Here is a 16,151-nt window from a genome sequence, read left to right on the forward strand (position 1 = left end):
AAAGGAAAGCCCTATTTCGAATTATTGACCCGTTTTTGGTGCATTTGGTGAAGTTTCAGGCGATGTTGTTTGAATTGGTGCTGTTGTTTGTACAGATTTCAAACTATATGCCTCAGTAGTCTGTTTTTTCGCAAAAACAGCCAAGGTTAAACTCGTCACAAAAAACAGTGCCGTTAAAATAGCAGTAAGGCGAGTAAGGAAATTAGCTGAACCCGATGCGCCAAATACAGTTGCTGCTCCGCCGCCACCGAAAGAAGCACCAGCATCCGCACCTTTACCGTGTTGGACTAGAATCAAGCCAATCATCAGTACCGCTAAAATAATATGTACGATCAGTACAAAAGAGTGCATACCCTATCCTCGTTATTTACTTTGTGCAAAGGCATGTACGATTTGGTAAAAAGATGCTGCATTTAACGAAGCACCTCCAACCAACGCGCCATTAATATCTGGACATGCTGCCAACTCGACTGCATTCTCAGCTTTTACACTACCGCCATATAAAATCGCAATGTCTGGACCCGCAGAAGTAATCTGACTTAAACCTTCACGGATTTTAGCATGCATTGCCTGTGCATCTTGTGGTGAAGCAGTTTTACCTGTACCAATTGCCCAGATTGGCTCATAAGCAATTACAATTTGCTTTTGCCATTGCTCTGCAGTCACTACAGGAGCTATATCACAAATTTGTTGCAATACAACCTGCTCTGCCAAATCTTGTTCACGTTGTTCGAGACTTTCACCCACACAATAAATGACAGTTAAGCCTGCATTTAAAGAATTTTGGAGTTTTGCCTTCAAAATTTCAACGTTATCACCTAACAAATCACGGCGTTCAGAGTGACCCACCAATACAAAATTAATTTGGCTATCTTTTAATAATTCTGCACTGACTTCACCAGTATAGGCACCTGTACCTGCTACACGTGATACATCTTGTGCAACTGTATATACTGTTTTTGCAGCATCTTGCAATTGTGTTTGTACCATTGCAAGTGCAATAGAAACCGGAGCAACTCCGACATGGCAGCTTTCATCTGCAATTTCGTTTTGTTGCAATAGTTGTTTAAATTCTTCTATAAGTTGTTTGGCATTGGCACGCATTGGGTTCATTTTCCAGTTGCCAACTACCCAAGGCGTAATCGTCGAACCCGACATACGGCTCACCTTTCATCAAAAATGCAGCACATTCTACACGCATTTCTACAAATTTCAGATACTTTTCTTTAACGGCTTTGCTCATATCTTTTCTACTATTTGAAAACAGTCATAAAACTTTATTAAGACTAAAGCTCCACCTTTTAAAAATTAATGAATAAAAACTTCGACTGGTTCAAGCTTTAATATATGGATCAAGACGAGAGCATCATTTTCTCAGGTAGTAATTTTAGATAACAAAAGTATAATTTTTTATATACCAATTATAAACATATGAGCACAGGTAGGCAGATGTCAGTCATACATACATCTCCAAAATTTTCGGGGTTTTTTCGACGATTAGTTGAAGAAAAACATGTGTCGGCAGCGACCATGCAAGCAGCACTAGATGCAGCAAAAAGAGCTAAACAGGATACTGTTGCGTACCTGATTGAAGAGGTTAATCTCTCCCCTTCTTTATTAGCTGAAACAATTTCTATTGAATTTGCTGAACCATATTTTGATCTGGACGTTTACGATACTAGCCAGATTCCTAAAGATTTGGTCGATCAGAAACTGATTTTAAAACATCGGATCTTGCCTCTCGTACAAAGAGGACAGATTTTATATGTTGCAACCAGTAATCCCAGCAATATTGATGCTATTGATGCTATTCGCTTCAACAGCAAGCTTATGGTTGAGCCGGTTATTGTCGAGCACCATAAACTCGAGAAAATTCTGGTACAGCAATTTACTGAAGAAAGTAATTTCGAGTTTAGTGATGAAGAGTTTGATCTAGATGTAGATCTTGATACCTCAACTGCTCCAGAAGAGGATGAGGATACTCCACAAGGCGATGAAGCACCTATTGTTAAATATATTAACAAGTTATTGATTGATGCGATTCGTATGGGGGCTTCTGATTTACATTTCGAACCTTATGAAAAATCGTATCGGGTCCGTTATCGGGTCGATGGCGTTTTGCGTCAAATTGCAAATCCACCTCTGCAACTGGCTAATCGTTTGGCTTCACGCTTAAAAGTGATGTCTCAAATGGACATTTCTGAAAAGCGTGTCCCTCAAGATGGTCGTATCAAGCTCAAGCTATCAAAATCTAAAGCAATTGATTTTCGTGTGAACTCTCTTCCGACCTTATTTGGTGAAAAGCTAGTTCTACGTATTCTCGATCCATCGAGTGCTATGCTGGGAATTGATGCTCTAGGATATGAAGAAGAGCAAAAAGCGCTCTTTATGGAAGCATTAGATAAGCCACAAGGTATGCTTTTAATCACAGGTCCGACAGGTTCTGGTAAAACAGTATCTTTATATACAGGCCTCAATATCTTAAATACTGAAAGTTCTAATATTTCTACTGCCGAAGATCCAGTCGAAATTAACCTTGAAGGCATTAATCAGGTTAACGTGAACCCTAAGGTAGGTCTGACTTTTTCAGCTGCACTTAAGTCATTTTTACGTCAGGACCCTGACATTATTATGGTCGGCGAGATTCGTGATTTAGAAACAGCTGAAATCGCGATTAAAGCAGCTCAGACAGGTCATATGGTGATGTCCACGCTACATACCAACAGTGCTCCTGAAACATTGACTCGTCTACGCAATATGGGGGTTCCGTCTTTCAATATTGCGACATCGGTCAATCTGGTCATTGCTCAGCGTTTGGCACGTCGACTATGTTCTCAATGTAAAGTACCTACTGACATCCCTAAACAAAGCCTATTGGAAATGGGTTTTACTGAACAAGATCTGACACATCCCGATTTTCAAGTTTTTCAACCAGTCGGTTGTCCAGAATGTCGTGAGGGTTACAAAGGTCGAGTTGGTATTTATGAAGTAATGAAAGTCACACCTGAGATTTCCAAGATTATTATGGAAGATGGCAATGCTTTAGAAATCGCTGCTGCTTCTGAAAAACTGGGGTTTAATAATCTACGTCGCTCAGGTTTAAAGAAAGTTATGCAAGGTGTTACTTCTTTACAAGAAGTCAATCGCGTAACCAGTGAATAAAAGACAATTTAAAATAAGGATAATGTCATGACTGTCAAAAAGGCACAATTGATGCCGACTTTTGCTTATGATGGGGTTGACCGTAAAGGCGTAAAAATTAAGGGGGAACTTCCGGCTAAAAATATGGCTTTAGCCAAAGTCACCCTACGCAAGCAAGGTGTAACTGTTCGTAATATTCGGGAAAAGCGTAAAAATATTCTTGAAGGTTTATTTAAGAAAAAAGTATCAACGCTCGATATCACGATTTTCACGCGACAACTTGCAACTATGATGAAAGCTGGTGTCCCACTGGTACAAGGTTTTGAAATTGTGGCAGAAGGTCTAGAAAACCCAGCTATGCGCGAGGTGGTACTCGGTATTAAAGGTGAAGTTGAAGGTGGTAGTACTTTTGCGTCAGCTCTAAGAAAGTATCCTCAGCACTTCGATAAACTGTTTTGCTCTCTTGTAGAGTCTGGCGAACAGTCTGGCGCGCTTGAAACCATGCTGGACCGTGTGGCAATTTACAAAGAAAAAAGTGAATTGCTTAAGCAGAAAATTAAGAAAGCTATGAAATATCCAGCAACGGTTATTGTGGTTGCTGTGGTTGTTACCATTATTTTGATGGTTAAAGTAGTTCCCGTATTCCAAGATCTGTTTTCTTCCTTTGGCGCAGATCTACCTGCTTTTACACAAATGGTCGTAAATATGTCGAAATGGATGCAGGAATACTGGTTCATTCTGATTATTGTGATCGGTGCAATCATTGCCGCATTTCTGGAAGCTAAAAAGCGCAGTAAAAAATTCCGTGATGGTTTAGACAAACTTGCCCTGAAACTACCTATCTTTGGTGATCTGGTTTATAAGGCGATTATTGCCCGTTACAGCCGTACTTTAGCAACAACTTTTGCAGCTGGTGTTCCTCTCATCGATGCGCTTGAATCAACGGCTGGTGCAACTAACAATGTCATTTACGAACAAGCCGTCATGAAAATTCGTGAAGATGTTGCAACAGGACAACAACTCCAATTTGCGATGCGCGTTTCAAATCGTTTTCCATCTATGGCTATACAAATGGTCGCAATTGGTGAAGAATCTGGTGCACTAGACAGTATGCTCGATAAAGTTGCAACGTACTATGAAAATGAAGTTGATAATGCCGTTGATGGCTTAACTTCAATGATGGAACCTTTAATTATGGCAATTTTAGGGGTACTTGTAGGCGGTCTGGTGATTGCTATGTATCTTCCAATTTTCCAAATGGGCTCAGTTGTATAATGCAAGAAATTATTGCTTATTTTATTCAAAACTTAACTGCACTTTATATTGCAGTTGCATTATTGAGCCTGTGTATTGGTAGCTTTCTGAATGTGGTGATTTATCGCACCCCAAAAATGATGGAACAAGATTGGCAGCAAGAATGTCAAATGCTACTCGATCCTGAACAACCAATCATTGATCATGAAAAACTGACTTTAAGCAAGCCTGCTTCATCATGTCCAGAATGCCATCAGCCCATCCGTTGGTATCAAAATATCCCAGTCATCAGTTGGTTGGTTTTAAAAGGTAAATGTGGTCATTGCCAGCATCTGATCAGCATTCGTTATCCAGCGGTTGAAATATTAACAATGGTATGTTCACTGGTTGTGGTCCTGGTGTTTGGTCCAACCGTACAAATGCTTTTCGGCCTAGTCCTGACTTGGGTCCTGATTGCCCTCACCTTTATAGACTTTGATACTCAGCTGCTACCCGACCGTTTTACCCTACCTTTGGCTGCGCTTGGTCTAGGCATTAACACCTTTAATATTTACACCTCGCCTAACTCAGCCATTTGGGGTTACTTGATTGGTTTTTTATGTCTTTGGATTGTGTATTACTTATTTAAAGTGATTACAGGCAAAGAAGGCATGGGCTACGGTGACTTTAAGTTGCTTGCCGCATTAGGCGCGTGGATGGGACCATTGATGCTGCCATTAATTGTGCTATTGTCATCTTTACTAGGTGCAATTATTGGCATCATTTTATTAAAATTACGCAATGACAATCAGCCCTTTGCATTTGGGCCCTACATTGCCATTGCAGGTTGGGTTGCCTTTCTATGGGGTGACCAGATTATGAAAATCTATTTGGGAGGTTAAGATGGCTTTTATTCTGGGAGTCACAGGTGGTATTGGCAGTGGAAAATCTGCTGCAACACAATGGTTTGAATCCCAAGGAATACAAGTCGTCGATGCCGACATCGTTGCTCGCGAAGTGGTTGAGAAAGGCCAACCTGCCCTGCAAAAAATCCAACAAACTTTTGGAGACTGGGTGCTTCAATCCGATGGTAATCTCGATCGTCGTGCCCTACGCGAATATATTTTTCAAAATCCTGAAGCAAGACAAACACTCGAAAAAATTACGCATCCAGCTATTCGCCAATCTATTATTCAGCAGTTGCAAAACCCAAAAAGTTCTTATGTGATTTTAGTTTCACCACTACTGTTTGAAACCAACCAGCATGAATTGGTGAACCACACCTTATTAGTTGATGCGAGTGAACAAACTCAAATTCAGCGTGCAAGCCAACGTGATGGGCAAAACCAAGAACAAATTCAGAAAATTATTGCAGCGCAAATGCCACGCGAACGTAAACGCGAACTTGCCAATGATATTGTCTTTAATGATGGATTACTCGAACATTTACATCAGCAATTAGAGCCGTTACATCAAAGCTATTTGAAGCGTGCAAACTAATTTAGATTATTTTGCTGCTTAATTTGTTGTGCCAAGCTATCTGGTCGGAACCATCGCCAAGGTTGTAAGGCGCCGATTCCCATTCCGACCAAGCCCACAACAATAGATGGGCTTAATGCTTCACCGAGTAAAGGTACAGCTAAAATAGCAGCAATAAACGGCGCCAAAGTTACAATACTTCCTGTTTTAAAAGCGCCAAGTCGCTGAATCGCGGCTACATAAGTCAGAGTTGCAATAATAACCACAAACACACCATGGAAAATGCCCTGTATCGCTAAATGGACAGGACTGACTTCCATGAAATGCTTTGGTAAAAATAGAGCATAGATGGGTAAGTAAATAATTGCAGACCAAATCGCAACACTTGCCATAGAGTGCCATGCAGAAAGTTTCCACTGTTTAAGTAATACAGTGAAAATCCCCCACCAAATCGCACTAATAAAAAGAAGCAAATCACCCACGCCAAAAGCAGAAGCATTACCTTGCAACATCACAACACTCATGAGAGCCAAGGCAGTAATCATAATTACCAGACTCACCCATGTATGCTTATCAAACGGTTGCCTAAATAAAATGTATGCTGCAAAAGCAGTACAAATTGGGATACAACCATTTAAGAAAATTGCAGCATGCGCAGCGGGAGCATAGAGAAAAGCGGTATAGACGGTGAGACAATAAATGACCCCGCCAATCAAGGCCAAAATAACAGCATGCTTACTCCATAAAAAAGTGAGATCTTTTTTATAGATTAAAATGGGCATTAAAATTAGGAAGGCTATAGCGAAACGCAGTGCGGCAATGTCCCAAGCACTGATATGCCACTGTGCATTTAAACGGGCAAAAAGCGTAAACCCGCCCCAAATGCACATGGTCACCAATACAAAGAAATAACCTTGCTTACGGGGAGACATATCAAGATGACTTAAAAACTAGAAAGGCAGCGAGATTATACCTCAGAACGCTGACGGCAAGCCTCATAAAGTGCCATACCTGTCGCTACGCTGACATTTAGACTTTGTAGATTTCCTGACATCGGAATATAAACTTTATGATCACACTGCGCCTGTGTAATAGGACGCAAACCAGTGTCTTCAGCTCCCATTACAATTACAACTGCGCCAGAGAAATCACACTTTTGAAGTGGCAATGCACTTTCATCAAGCATAGTACCAATTACGCGGACATGAGTTGTTTCTTTAAGATGAGCCAATGTACGAGCTAAATTTGTGACTTGAATAAATTTAACTTTCTCGGCTCCACCCGCTGCAACCTTACGAGCAGTTGGCGTTAAACTTGCAGAACGATCACGAGGCACAATAACAGCTTGCACGCCCATCGCAGCGGCGGTACGAATGCAGGCCCCTAAGTTATGCGGGTCTGTCACCTGATCCAATGCCAACAACAAGGCATCTGGAGTTTCTCTTAAAACTTGATCAAGATCTTGCTCATTCAAGACAGGATGTGGACGTACTGCGGCAACTACACCTTGATGAAATGGTAAACCTGCAAGTTTCTCAAGGCTATCGCGGCTTGCTTTTTGTACACTGATTCCAAAAGGCTCTGCCAATTGCAAAATCTTTTGCAAACGCTGATCATCCCGTCCTTTTAAAGTAAACAGGGTTAGCACACGCTCCGGCTCAAGTTCTAACAATGACTCCACTGAATGAACGCCATAATAATATTCCTGTTTTGCCATGCATGACCTCTAACAACGTTTGAGCAAAAAAATAAAAATCCTGCAAAGCCAACTTCACAGGATTTCTTTGGGCATAGTGTACCCGATTTGACCAGGAATTTCTTAGCCTTCTAAATGGCATACATAATCGAGTACTTCGTCAGTTTCGATTTTAAAAAGACTGTTGCCCGGTACATAAAATGATTGGCCTGCACGGAACAATTCACTTTCAGTGCTGTCCGCAATTGTTACGCGACATTCGCCTGAAATAATTTCCATACGCTCAGGAACATGCGTTTCAAAAGTTAAAGCTTGCTCAGTCGGCAAAATAACACCTAATGTTTTTTTAGTTCCATCTTCAAATTGCACGGTATGGCTGATACATGCTCCACCAAAATAAACGTTTGATTTTTTGATGACCGTTACATGATCAAATTGGGTTGAACTCATGCAGATTCTCCAGATAATGCCGTATTTATATAAATTATGATGAATGTAGTTTAATTGTGCCTAAATAACTAATCAATCAGTTTTCATACGGATAGACTTGTAATTTCCACTGCTGTGCCTGAATTTTTTTGGCAAAAGCATAAGGTAAGTTAATCTCAATATTTCGACTATTCGACACAATTGCATCGTATCTGCAAACTTCGACCTGATTTTCATCTAGGAGTATCCAACACACTTTTTGCGCCGTTGGATGGACAACTGCTGTAGCAATTACCGGTGAACCGTCATTCATTCCTACATGAAAATTTTCACTGTCGTTTTGCATTAACGCCAGATCATAAGCTGGAAAATCGATAGCATCTGAATCGAATTGCTGGCTATCGTGTATAAGCACACTCTGCTTTAAAGTCGGCCAAATACAATAACGCAAATAATGTTGATCCATCACCCGATTATCCAGATAACGTCCAGTGGCAACATAATCCCTGATATGTGCTTCAATATTATGAAAAATCCCTGTACACCCGCCCCACATTCCAGCCAAAATTAACTCAGTATGAGAATAATTATCGCGCATTAAATGAAACCATTTATCACTCTTGAGCCATGCATCTACAGCCGCCTTTTCGCGGTGCGACACAATAGAGTCAGCATCACGTATTAGAAAGCGTTTAATTGTAGGATCATCCATCACAAAAAAGCGCCAAAACAGGCCAGATAGTTGTTTTTGAGAATCTGTAACTTGAATGACTTGCACACCCTTTTCTTTTAACCGCTGTTGTACCAGTACTGGCACACTATCATCGACATAAAATCGACACGTCCATTCTGGATAAATCTGTTTGGCTAGCTGAGTATTTAAAATAGAGGTTTCACAATAGCGAGGATTTGCCCCAAATAATGAGAAGGCAATAATATTTTCTTCAGGGTTTGCACTAAATGTTGGTGGTGCATGATCTGGAATCGATAAAATAGGTTCGCTCTTGGCTAGCTCTTTTTTTGTTGTAATTGCTAAGCGTCCAAATTTGATTGTTTCTTCTTTTTTATTTAAATGATGACAAACCTCTGTGAGTCCATCATATAAGTTTGTATTTACGTTAGTTCCACTGGCCTGAATCGCTTGTAAATAATGTTGATAGGCTTCGTTATAACGGCCTAAGCGTAATTCGGTATAAGCCAAGTCAGATAAAGCTCCCGGATGCTTAGGGACTAAGCTAACAGCTTGTTTAACATGTTGATAAGCTTTGGCATAATCACCTTGTGCAGCTGCTTGTTTAAATGCATTAAAATGTTTATTTAAAATTTTATTCATTTCCGCAGGATTGTTTTTTTTATGACGATTGACCATCCCTATGGGTGGTTTCGGTAAGCTGAATGTTTTTTTCATTGTAAATATCCGCAATCTTGCTGTTCTATAATTTCAGTTAGAATAATAGATCACTTGTAGCAAATTCAAAACTTCTCTATCTTTAACCCATAATTTGGCGCGTTGGATGCGTTTATGCTCACACATTTAACTTTAATTAATTTTGCATTAGCTGATCATTTGGCTATTGATATAGAACAAGGATTTAATGTTCTAACAGGCGAAACAGGTGCCGGAAAATCATTATTACTGGATGCACTCTCTGCCTGCCTCGGGGAACGTACAGATACAAATTATGTCCGTTATGGTTCGGACAAAGCGGATATTACCGCGGTTTTTACCTATCAGAATAATAGTCCTGAAGCAAAATGGCTCCAAGACCACGAGCTAGATGATGATTCTGGGGAAATTCATTTACGTCGTGTTATTTTTGCAACTGGCCGTAGTAAGGCATGGGTTAATGGACGCCCGAGCAGTCTATCTGAACTTAAAGAATTAGGGCGTTTGCTGGTTCAACTCTATAGTCAACACAGCCAGCAGCAGCTGCTTGAACCGCCTTATCCAAAGCATTGGCTAGATCGTTATAACAATTTTTACGTTGAAGCGAATGATGTCCGTGAAACCTATAGCTCATGGCAACGTACCATTCGTTTGCACCAAGCAGCCTTAGATGCACAAGCAACCCGTCTACAACGGATTGGTACTTTAGAGCACCAAATTGAAGAACTCGAAGAAGTCATTCAAACCGACTATAAAGAAATTGAGCAAGAGTTTGATCGACTTAGTCATCATGAACATATCATGCAAGACTGTAGCTTTAGCTTAAATGTCTTAGATGAGGCTGAGCAGAACATTACCCAAGAAATATCTTCGATTATTCGCAGATTAGAGTCCCATGCGGGGCGCAGCGAACAACTTTCTGAGATCTATAATTCTTTACTGAATGCTCAAAGTGAAATAGACGATGCAACGGCAAACTTGCGTCAATTTATAGATCGTCAAAGTTTTGATCCTGAACGGATGGAAGAACTAAATTCCAAATTGGAAGTTTTCCATCGTCTGGCACGTAAATACCGTACTCAACCGGAAACACTTAAAGAAGAATACGAAACTTGGCAGAGTGAGCTTGAGCAATTGCATCAACTTGAAGACCCAGAAACATTGGCAGAACAAGTTGAAAAATCGCATGAGGAGTTTTTAGAAAAAGCTCAGCATTTAGACAATATTCGTCGTGAAGCTGCCGCGCCTCTTGCGAAACAATTAACTGAACAAGTGAAACCTTTAGCGCTACCAGAGGCACACTTCGAGTTTAAGTTCGAACCATTAGAGCAGCCAGGTGCAGAGGGTTTAAGCTTTATTCAACTTTTATTTACTGCCAATAAAGGTATTCCTCCACAGCCATTGGCACGAGTGGCCTCAGGTGGTGAGCTTTCTCGTATTGCCCTCGTAATGCAAGTCATGAATGCAGAAAAAACTGAATCTGAAGTTTTGGTGTTTGATGAGATTGATGTCGGGATTAGTGGTGGTACCGCAGAAGTTGTAGGACGTTTACTTGCTGACTTGGCACAACATGTTCAACTATTATGTATTACTCACCAAGCACAAGTTGCTGCACAGTCTGATCAGCATTTATTAGTGAAAAAACAACAAACTGACCCAGCCAGCAGTACAATTGTAGAACTTGATGAAAATCAAATCATTTTTGAGTTAGCTCGCATGTCAGGGGGTGTGGAAATTAATGAAACAACCTTGCAGCATGCTAAACAATTACGCCAACTTAAATTTCAGGCTTCTTCAAATTAATAAAGAAAATGAGAGAAAAAGATTGGCGAAATCCGATTAACTCTTGTATGTTGATAAAAAGAACCTATATAGATAAAAGGGTCGAGAGGCCCTCTAGTGACATTTTTTGAGGGAGAACCGCTTAGGTGACCAAACAATATCTGACTCACCGTTGTCTGATTGCCCCGCCAGAAATGGCAGATGACTTTTTCGCAAACACTGTAATTTATCTTGCCCGTCATGATGAAGAAGGTGCTCAAGGCATTATTATTAATCGTCCTTCTGGTATTCAAATTAAAGAATTACTCAATGATCTCGACATTGAAGCAGACAATGTAAATCCACATGCGGTTTTACAAGGTGGGCCATTACGTCCTGAAGCTGGATTTGTTCTTCATACTGGACAACCAACATGGCATTCATCTATTGCTGTAGGTGAAAATGTTTGTATTACCACCAGTAAAGATATTCTAGACGCGATTGCCCATAATGAAGGCGTAGGTCGATATCAAATCGCTTTAGGCTATGCGAGCTGGAGCAAAAATCAGTTAGAAGACGAAATCACGCGTGGTGACTGGCTCATTTGTGATGCCGATATGGATCTGATTTTTAACCTGCCTTATGACGACCGTTGGGATGCAGCTTATAAAAAAATTGGTGTAGATCGTGCATGGTTAGCATCTGAAATCGGACACGCTTAATGACCGAAACACAATCAAAATCGATTATGGCTTTTGACTTTGGTACTCAAAAAATGGGAATGGCGATTGGCCAGTCTTCAATTGAAAGTGCCAACCCTCTCCCTCTATTTGTTATGAAAGATGGCATCCCAAATTGGGATCAACTCTTAAAAATTGTGAAAGAATGGCAACCGAATTTATTTTTGGTTGGCCTGCCATTAAATATGGATGATAGCGAGTCTGAACTCTCTACACGTGCCCGCAAATTTGCGAGACGTTTACGTCATCAAACCAACATAGAAACGTTGATGGTAGATGAGCGCTTAACTACACGTGAAGCGAGAGAAGAGCTAGGTTTTTACCAAGAACAAGGTCGAGCAAAAAAGCTCTCGGCTGATAGTTTTGCTGCTGCACTACTCATTCAGAGTTGGTATCGAAATCCAGTTGGATTAACGCCATAAAACAAAAAAGCATGTAATTAAAACTACATGCTTTTTTTAATTAAATCACTTCGATTTTATTTTTCAACGATATGCACAGTCGCAGTTCGTCCAGAAACAAAAGCAAGTTCATTCTTCGGTGTTTCATCTAATACAATCTTCACAGGCACACGCTGTGCTAAACGAACCCAACTAAAAGTTGGATTTACATTAGCAAGAAGCTTAGAACTGCTTGAACGCTCACGATCTTCAATACCCGATGCAATACCTTGTACATGACCTTTAATTTTCTGGTTATCACCCATTAATTGCACAGTAGCCTGATCGCCTACATGAATACGATTTAACTTAGTCTCTTCAAAGTAACCCACCACATAGAGCTGTTTACGATCAAGCAATGCTGCAACAGCCTGTCCAACTTGAACATAGTTACCTGGGCGCATATCAAAGTTAGATAACGTACCATCAGCTGGAGCAATTACCGCAGCACGATGCATATTAAGCTCGGCCAAATGCAAATTGCTCGTTGCAACCTCAATGAGGGCCTGTTGTTGCTTAACAGTTGCTTCCGCCTGCTGAATTGCTGCTTGGAGTTGCTCATGCTCTGCAAGGGATTGATCACGTGTGGCAAACACCTGGTCTTGTTCTTGTTTAGAGATAGCGCCATCCATTAGGTTCGAGTAACGACCAGCATTTTTCTCGGCCAATTTGATATTACTGGCCGATTTAATCAAGTTCGCTTTTGCTTGTGCCAAACCCGCCTGCGCTTGAGCAAAGGCAGCGTTTGCTTTTGCTAAATCCGATTTGGCCTGCTCTACATCTAAAGCTCGACGAGAAACATCAATTTTAAAGAGCACCTGACCTTTTTTTACAGTCTGGTTATCTTGAACCAATACTTCTGTGACAAGGCCAGCGACATCCGAAGATACTTGAATAACATCACCACGCACTCGACCATCGCGTGTCCACGGCGCTGCATTATAGTAGTTCCACAAATGCACAATGGTATAGACCGCCACCATTAATGCGACAATCAAAATTACTGGACGGATGACCTTTTTCAAATCCACCTGATTCATTTCACTCACCTAACTCAATCTTTAATTTCGCAATCATCTCTATGCACCCACCCCAACAAAAATTTGATGTATTACCAAAAGCAATAAAAGGTAAAAGCACAAATTGAAAATACTAGGTAATGCAATCCAGCCTTGTGCAATCCACTTGTTGGTCAAAGGACTTAACCCACGAAAACATATATATGCCAAGAGGGCTTGAACGAGCAAAGAAGGCACGTAAATACCATAAACATTAAACTCACCCATTTGCTGTCGCTCCTCTCAAGGTACTGTTCTCATTCATTTGATCTGATGAAACATGACACATGCTATAAGCAATATTGTTAAGTGAAATGAGTAATCTTTGTCGCATCGTCATATCTTCAATATTTGAAGCAAGCTGTTTTAATTCAAATAAACCGTGATGGATTTGCTCAACCAAAGCCACCGTATTATCTACATCATTTTCTTTGGCTCTAAACAATTCATCTAGATTTTGTTGCAAATTTCCGATGTGATGAGCCAGTTCTGAATTTTGCGGAGACTGATTTGCCAGTTCTTGTAATCTACTTAAATCGACAATACTGCTCGACTCAATCAATGCTTGATGAATTGAGGTTTTAATCTCATTAGATTGCACTACTTTACTGTTAAGAATTCCAATTCGGTCCAGCATACTGCGTAGGTGAACTTTAAAATCAAGACCATAAGGCAAATAGATCGCTTGTCTCATTGCACGATAATGCAAGGCCAGAATACGGCTGGCACTCGTGTCTGGAGACATTGCACGAACAACGTCGATAACAACTAAAGACACTAAGACACCTAAAATCATGGCAAAAGAACCATCAAGATAAGACACCGCATCCATGCTATAAGCATTGTGTAGATTTAGGCCCATCATGGTATTAATACCCAACACCATACCTACTGGCATAAGCATTTGATTGGCCATCATAGACACAGCAAACAGGAACATCGGCAATAGAACCAGTCCAAGTTCCCAGAATGTGGTGACATGAGGGAAAATACCAAATGCATAAACAAAGACTAAAACTGCTGAAGCAATACTGCCCCAGATAAAAATGCGTAAAACCGGAACGGGATTATCTAAGGCCGTTAAAATACAGGCTGTTACTGCGCCCATTTGCGCCATCATAAATCCAGCTTTCCATCCCGAAATAATCCAGACCCCAGTCACAATAAATGTAATAAGAACTGCACTAATGCCACCTCGAATAGCCACACCATGGTCACGGTGTAAACTTGGATATTTGGTGGTCATTGGCGTAATGTTGTCAGGGATTTCTTTATTGCCTTGCTGAATTCTTTGCCACAAGACTTTAACCGCTAAAACATTGCTAATGAAATGGCGTACATCCATTTTCATAGCTGCGACCAAAACTTGCTGATGTGTCGAAGCCGATTCCATCAAACTCAAGAAATCACTTTCAAACTCATCTGGTAACTGCAAAATATTTTCATCAATAATTAAATCTTTTTGCTCCAGAAAATGAACAACATGTGCTGAGAGCTGTTGCAGTTTTTCTGAATGAGTTTCGATAAACCGAAGTTCTTGAAGCTGCTTAATACGTTCAGATAAAGCGACCAGATTAGCAACGACCATTGAGATTTGATGAAGCATTTCCTGCAAAGGCTTGGTCATGCCATGCAATTCACCCTTCTCATAACTCAAATGTACTGCCAAAGCATGAATATCTGTGGTATCACGGGTAATAGTGGCTAAAAGTTGAGTATTGTTCTGCTGAGGATCAGCAGTTAATAAATTAGCAAACAGATTTTCTGTATCTTTAAGCGTTTTGATCACGCGCTGCTTAATCGCAGAACCAATGTGCATTGGAAGAATCGTGGCAGAAACCACAGCACTTGAAATCACCCCAATCGAAATCTCAATGACCCGAGCTAAAGCAATATCAAAAATATTGTATTGATCAATATACGTAATCGCATTAAAGACAATCATGGCTGTCGAGTAACCCGCCAGCATAAAAGCATAACTGCGTGGAGTCCGGTCAAGTAAAGACACATAAAGTGCAAAACCCACCCACAACGACAACACCACGGTAAACAACCAAGGTGTATTAATGAGATGTGGCGTTAGCGTTAAGGCAACTACTGCCCCACCCATCGTTCCTATAACACGATAGACACACTTAGAGGACACCATTCCTGAATAAGGATTGGCAATAATCAGGACTGTACCAATCGACCACATCGGGTTAATCAGATCTAATTCAAATGAAACAAATAACGCCAACATTCCAGCAATAAATGTTTTTATTGCAAAGATCAGATCAAGCCTACTCGGGCGAAACGCCAGTATTTGCTTTAATAACATGAACTCATCTCAAATACAGATTTGAACTGATGAGCATGCCCTTCAATGTTCAATTGTCTTTCTAGAGACAACAAAACTTTGCCATTTGCCTAAAAGCAAATGAGATGAGGAGCATCCTTCAATACAATGATTTTTCCACATCCTGCCTGATTGGCCCAGATGATTTCAATTTGGGCGCTATTTAAACGGCCAAACTTTGGAAAGAAGAGGTATCAAGAAATTCGCCTAGAACCGACTAATTTCTCGATTAGATATTTTGTTTGGCAATTTTTTCAAAATAAAGCAATTTAGTCAACTAAAATATCTCTATTTGATAATTTGATATGTTTTTTAATTATCGTATATGATGTATTAGCCAAGAGAAGTTTTCTCTTTGTCAGAGTAAAATACTCAAATCAGGCATTTATTTTAGAATTGAGACAAATTCTCTTTTTTTCTGTTATAAAAACTCAAAGATGACTCATTGT

General features: G+C 40.4%; 16 protein-coding genes and 1 pseudogene. 7 read left to right on the forward strand and 10 right to left on the reverse strand.

Translation table 11 applies throughout. The features are described from left to right. Positions 1 to 21 precede the first annotated feature (21 nt). Both secG and tpiA read right to left on the reverse strand, forming a co-directional pair. Entirely contained in the window at positions 22 to 351 is a 330-nt protein-coding gene (gene secG / locus MJX77_RS03675; protein ID WP_004795012.1) for a preprotein translocase subunit SecG, read from the reverse strand. 12 nt (positions 352 to 363) lie between these two features. Next, positions 364 to 1,158, reverse strand: a complete 795-nt coding sequence (tpiA, locus tag MJX77_RS03680) for a triose-phosphate isomerase (protein ID WP_005301831.1) — start codon at positions 1,156 to 1,158, stop codon at positions 364 to 366. A 291-nt stretch (positions 1,159 to 1,449) separates the two neighbouring features. Between tpiA and pilB the strand changes: the two genes are divergently transcribed. The 4 genes from pilB to coaE are packed head-to-tail and all read left to right on the forward strand — an operon-like array spanning position 1,450 to position 5,874. Continuing rightward, the gene (gene pilB, locus MJX77_RS03685; protein ID WP_005301829.1) at positions 1,450 to 3,162 is read left to right on the forward strand and encodes a type IV-A pilus assembly ATPase PilB; all 1,713 of its coding nucleotides are present in this window, start codon (positions 1,450 to 1,452) and stop codon (positions 3,160 to 3,162) included. 27 nt (positions 3,163 to 3,189) lie between these two features. Beyond that, on the forward strand, positions 3,190 to 4,416 hold the full coding sequence (locus MJX77_RS03690; protein ID WP_252060577.1) for a type II secretion system F family protein: 1,227 nt from the start codon (positions 3,190 to 3,192) through the stop codon (positions 4,414 to 4,416). Then, positions 4,416 to 5,276: a prepilin peptidase gene (locus MJX77_RS19320; protein ID WP_286089233.1), complete on the forward strand. Its 861-nt coding sequence runs from the start codon at positions 4,416 to 4,418 to the stop codon at positions 5,274 to 5,276. The genes MJX77_RS03690 and MJX77_RS19320 overlap by 1 nt, the downstream gene beginning before the upstream one ends. 1 nt (position 5,277) lies before the next feature. Beyond that, positions 5,278 to 5,874 carry a dephospho-CoA kinase gene (coaE, locus tag MJX77_RS03705; protein ID WP_151821432.1) on the forward strand — a complete coding sequence of 199 codons (597 nt, stop codon included), beginning with the start codon at positions 5,278 to 5,280 and terminating at the stop codon, positions 5,872 to 5,874. Here the strand turns inward: coaE and MJX77_RS03710 are convergent. The 4 genes from MJX77_RS03710 to MJX77_RS03725 form a co-directional block, all read right to left on the reverse strand. After that, positions 5,871 to 6,785 carry a DMT family transporter gene (locus MJX77_RS03710; RefSeq protein WP_252060578.1) on the reverse strand — a complete coding sequence of 305 codons (915 nt, stop codon included), beginning with the start codon at positions 6,783 to 6,785 and terminating at the stop codon, positions 5,871 to 5,873. The two genes, coaE and MJX77_RS03710, sit on opposite strands and share 4 nt — an antisense overlap. A 35-nt stretch (positions 6,786 to 6,820) precedes the next feature. Then, positions 6,821 to 7,570, reverse strand: a complete 750-nt coding sequence (gene rlmB, locus MJX77_RS03715) for a 23S rRNA (guanosine(2251)-2'-O)-methyltransferase RlmB (protein ID WP_151826698.1) — start codon at positions 7,568 to 7,570, stop codon at positions 6,821 to 6,823. Between the two features lie 102 nt (positions 7,571 to 7,672). Then, the gene (gene ppnP, locus MJX77_RS03720) at positions 7,673 to 7,999 is read right to left on the reverse strand and encodes a pyrimidine/purine nucleoside phosphorylase (protein ID WP_004795031.1); all 327 of its coding nucleotides are present in this window, start codon (positions 7,997 to 7,999) and stop codon (positions 7,673 to 7,675) included. Positions 8,000 to 8,075: 76 nt separating this feature from the next. Next, complete coding sequence (locus MJX77_RS03725) at positions 8,076 to 9,386, reverse strand: tetratricopeptide repeat protein (RefSeq protein WP_252060579.1); 1,311 nt, start codon at positions 9,384 to 9,386, stop codon at positions 8,076 to 8,078. Positions 9,387 to 9,500: 114 nt separating this feature from the next. On the opposite strand from MJX77_RS03725, the gene recN reads away from it, so the two are divergent. The 3 genes from recN (at position 9,501) to ruvX (ending at position 12,288) form a co-directional block, all read left to right on the forward strand. Then, the gene (gene recN / locus MJX77_RS03730) at positions 9,501 to 11,168 is read left to right on the forward strand and encodes a DNA repair protein RecN (RefSeq protein ID WP_252060580.1); all 1,668 of its coding nucleotides are present in this window, start codon (positions 9,501 to 9,503) and stop codon (positions 11,166 to 11,168) included. A gap of 125 nt (positions 11,169 to 11,293) precedes the next feature. Then, positions 11,294 to 11,848, forward strand: a complete 555-nt coding sequence (locus MJX77_RS03735) for a YqgE/AlgH family protein (RefSeq protein ID WP_003654562.1) — start codon at positions 11,294 to 11,296, stop codon at positions 11,846 to 11,848. After that, positions 11,848 to 12,288 carry a Holliday junction resolvase RuvX gene (gene ruvX / locus MJX77_RS03740; RefSeq protein ID WP_004795038.1) on the forward strand — a complete coding sequence of 147 codons (441 nt, stop codon included), beginning with the start codon at positions 11,848 to 11,850 and terminating at the stop codon, positions 12,286 to 12,288. Before MJX77_RS03735 ends, ruvX begins: the two co-directional genes overlap by 1 nt. Before the next feature lie 56 nt (positions 12,289 to 12,344). Here ruvX and MJX77_RS03745 read toward each other — a convergent pair whose 3' ends face one another. The 4 genes and pseudogenes from MJX77_RS03745 to MJX77_RS03760 form a co-directional block, all read right to left on the reverse strand. Then, positions 12,345 to 13,346, reverse strand: a complete 1,002-nt coding sequence (locus MJX77_RS03745; RefSeq protein WP_004795040.1) for an HlyD family secretion protein — start codon at positions 13,344 to 13,346, stop codon at positions 12,345 to 12,347. 39 nt (positions 13,347 to 13,385) lie between these two features. Then, the gene (locus MJX77_RS03750) at positions 13,386 to 13,592 is read right to left on the reverse strand and encodes a DUF1656 domain-containing protein (RefSeq protein WP_004795042.1); all 207 of its coding nucleotides are present in this window, start codon (positions 13,590 to 13,592) and stop codon (positions 13,386 to 13,388) included. Further along, positions 13,585 to 15,684: an FUSC family protein gene (locus tag MJX77_RS03755; protein WP_005301795.1), complete on the reverse strand. Its 2,100-nt coding sequence runs from the start codon at positions 15,682 to 15,684 to the stop codon at positions 13,585 to 13,587. The genes MJX77_RS03750 and MJX77_RS03755 overlap by 8 nt, the downstream gene beginning before the upstream one ends. Then, positions 15,675 to 15,806 (reverse strand): annotated as a pseudogene (locus MJX77_RS03760) (hypothetical protein). The gene MJX77_RS03755 and the pseudogene MJX77_RS03760 overlap by 10 nt, the downstream one beginning before the upstream one ends. Positions 15,807 to 16,151: the final 345 nt, after the last annotated feature.

It is taken from the genome of Acinetobacter sp. AHP123, from assembly GCF_023757925.1.
Classification (GTDB): Bacteria; Pseudomonadota; Gammaproteobacteria; order Pseudomonadales; family Moraxellaceae; genus Acinetobacter; species Acinetobacter oleivorans.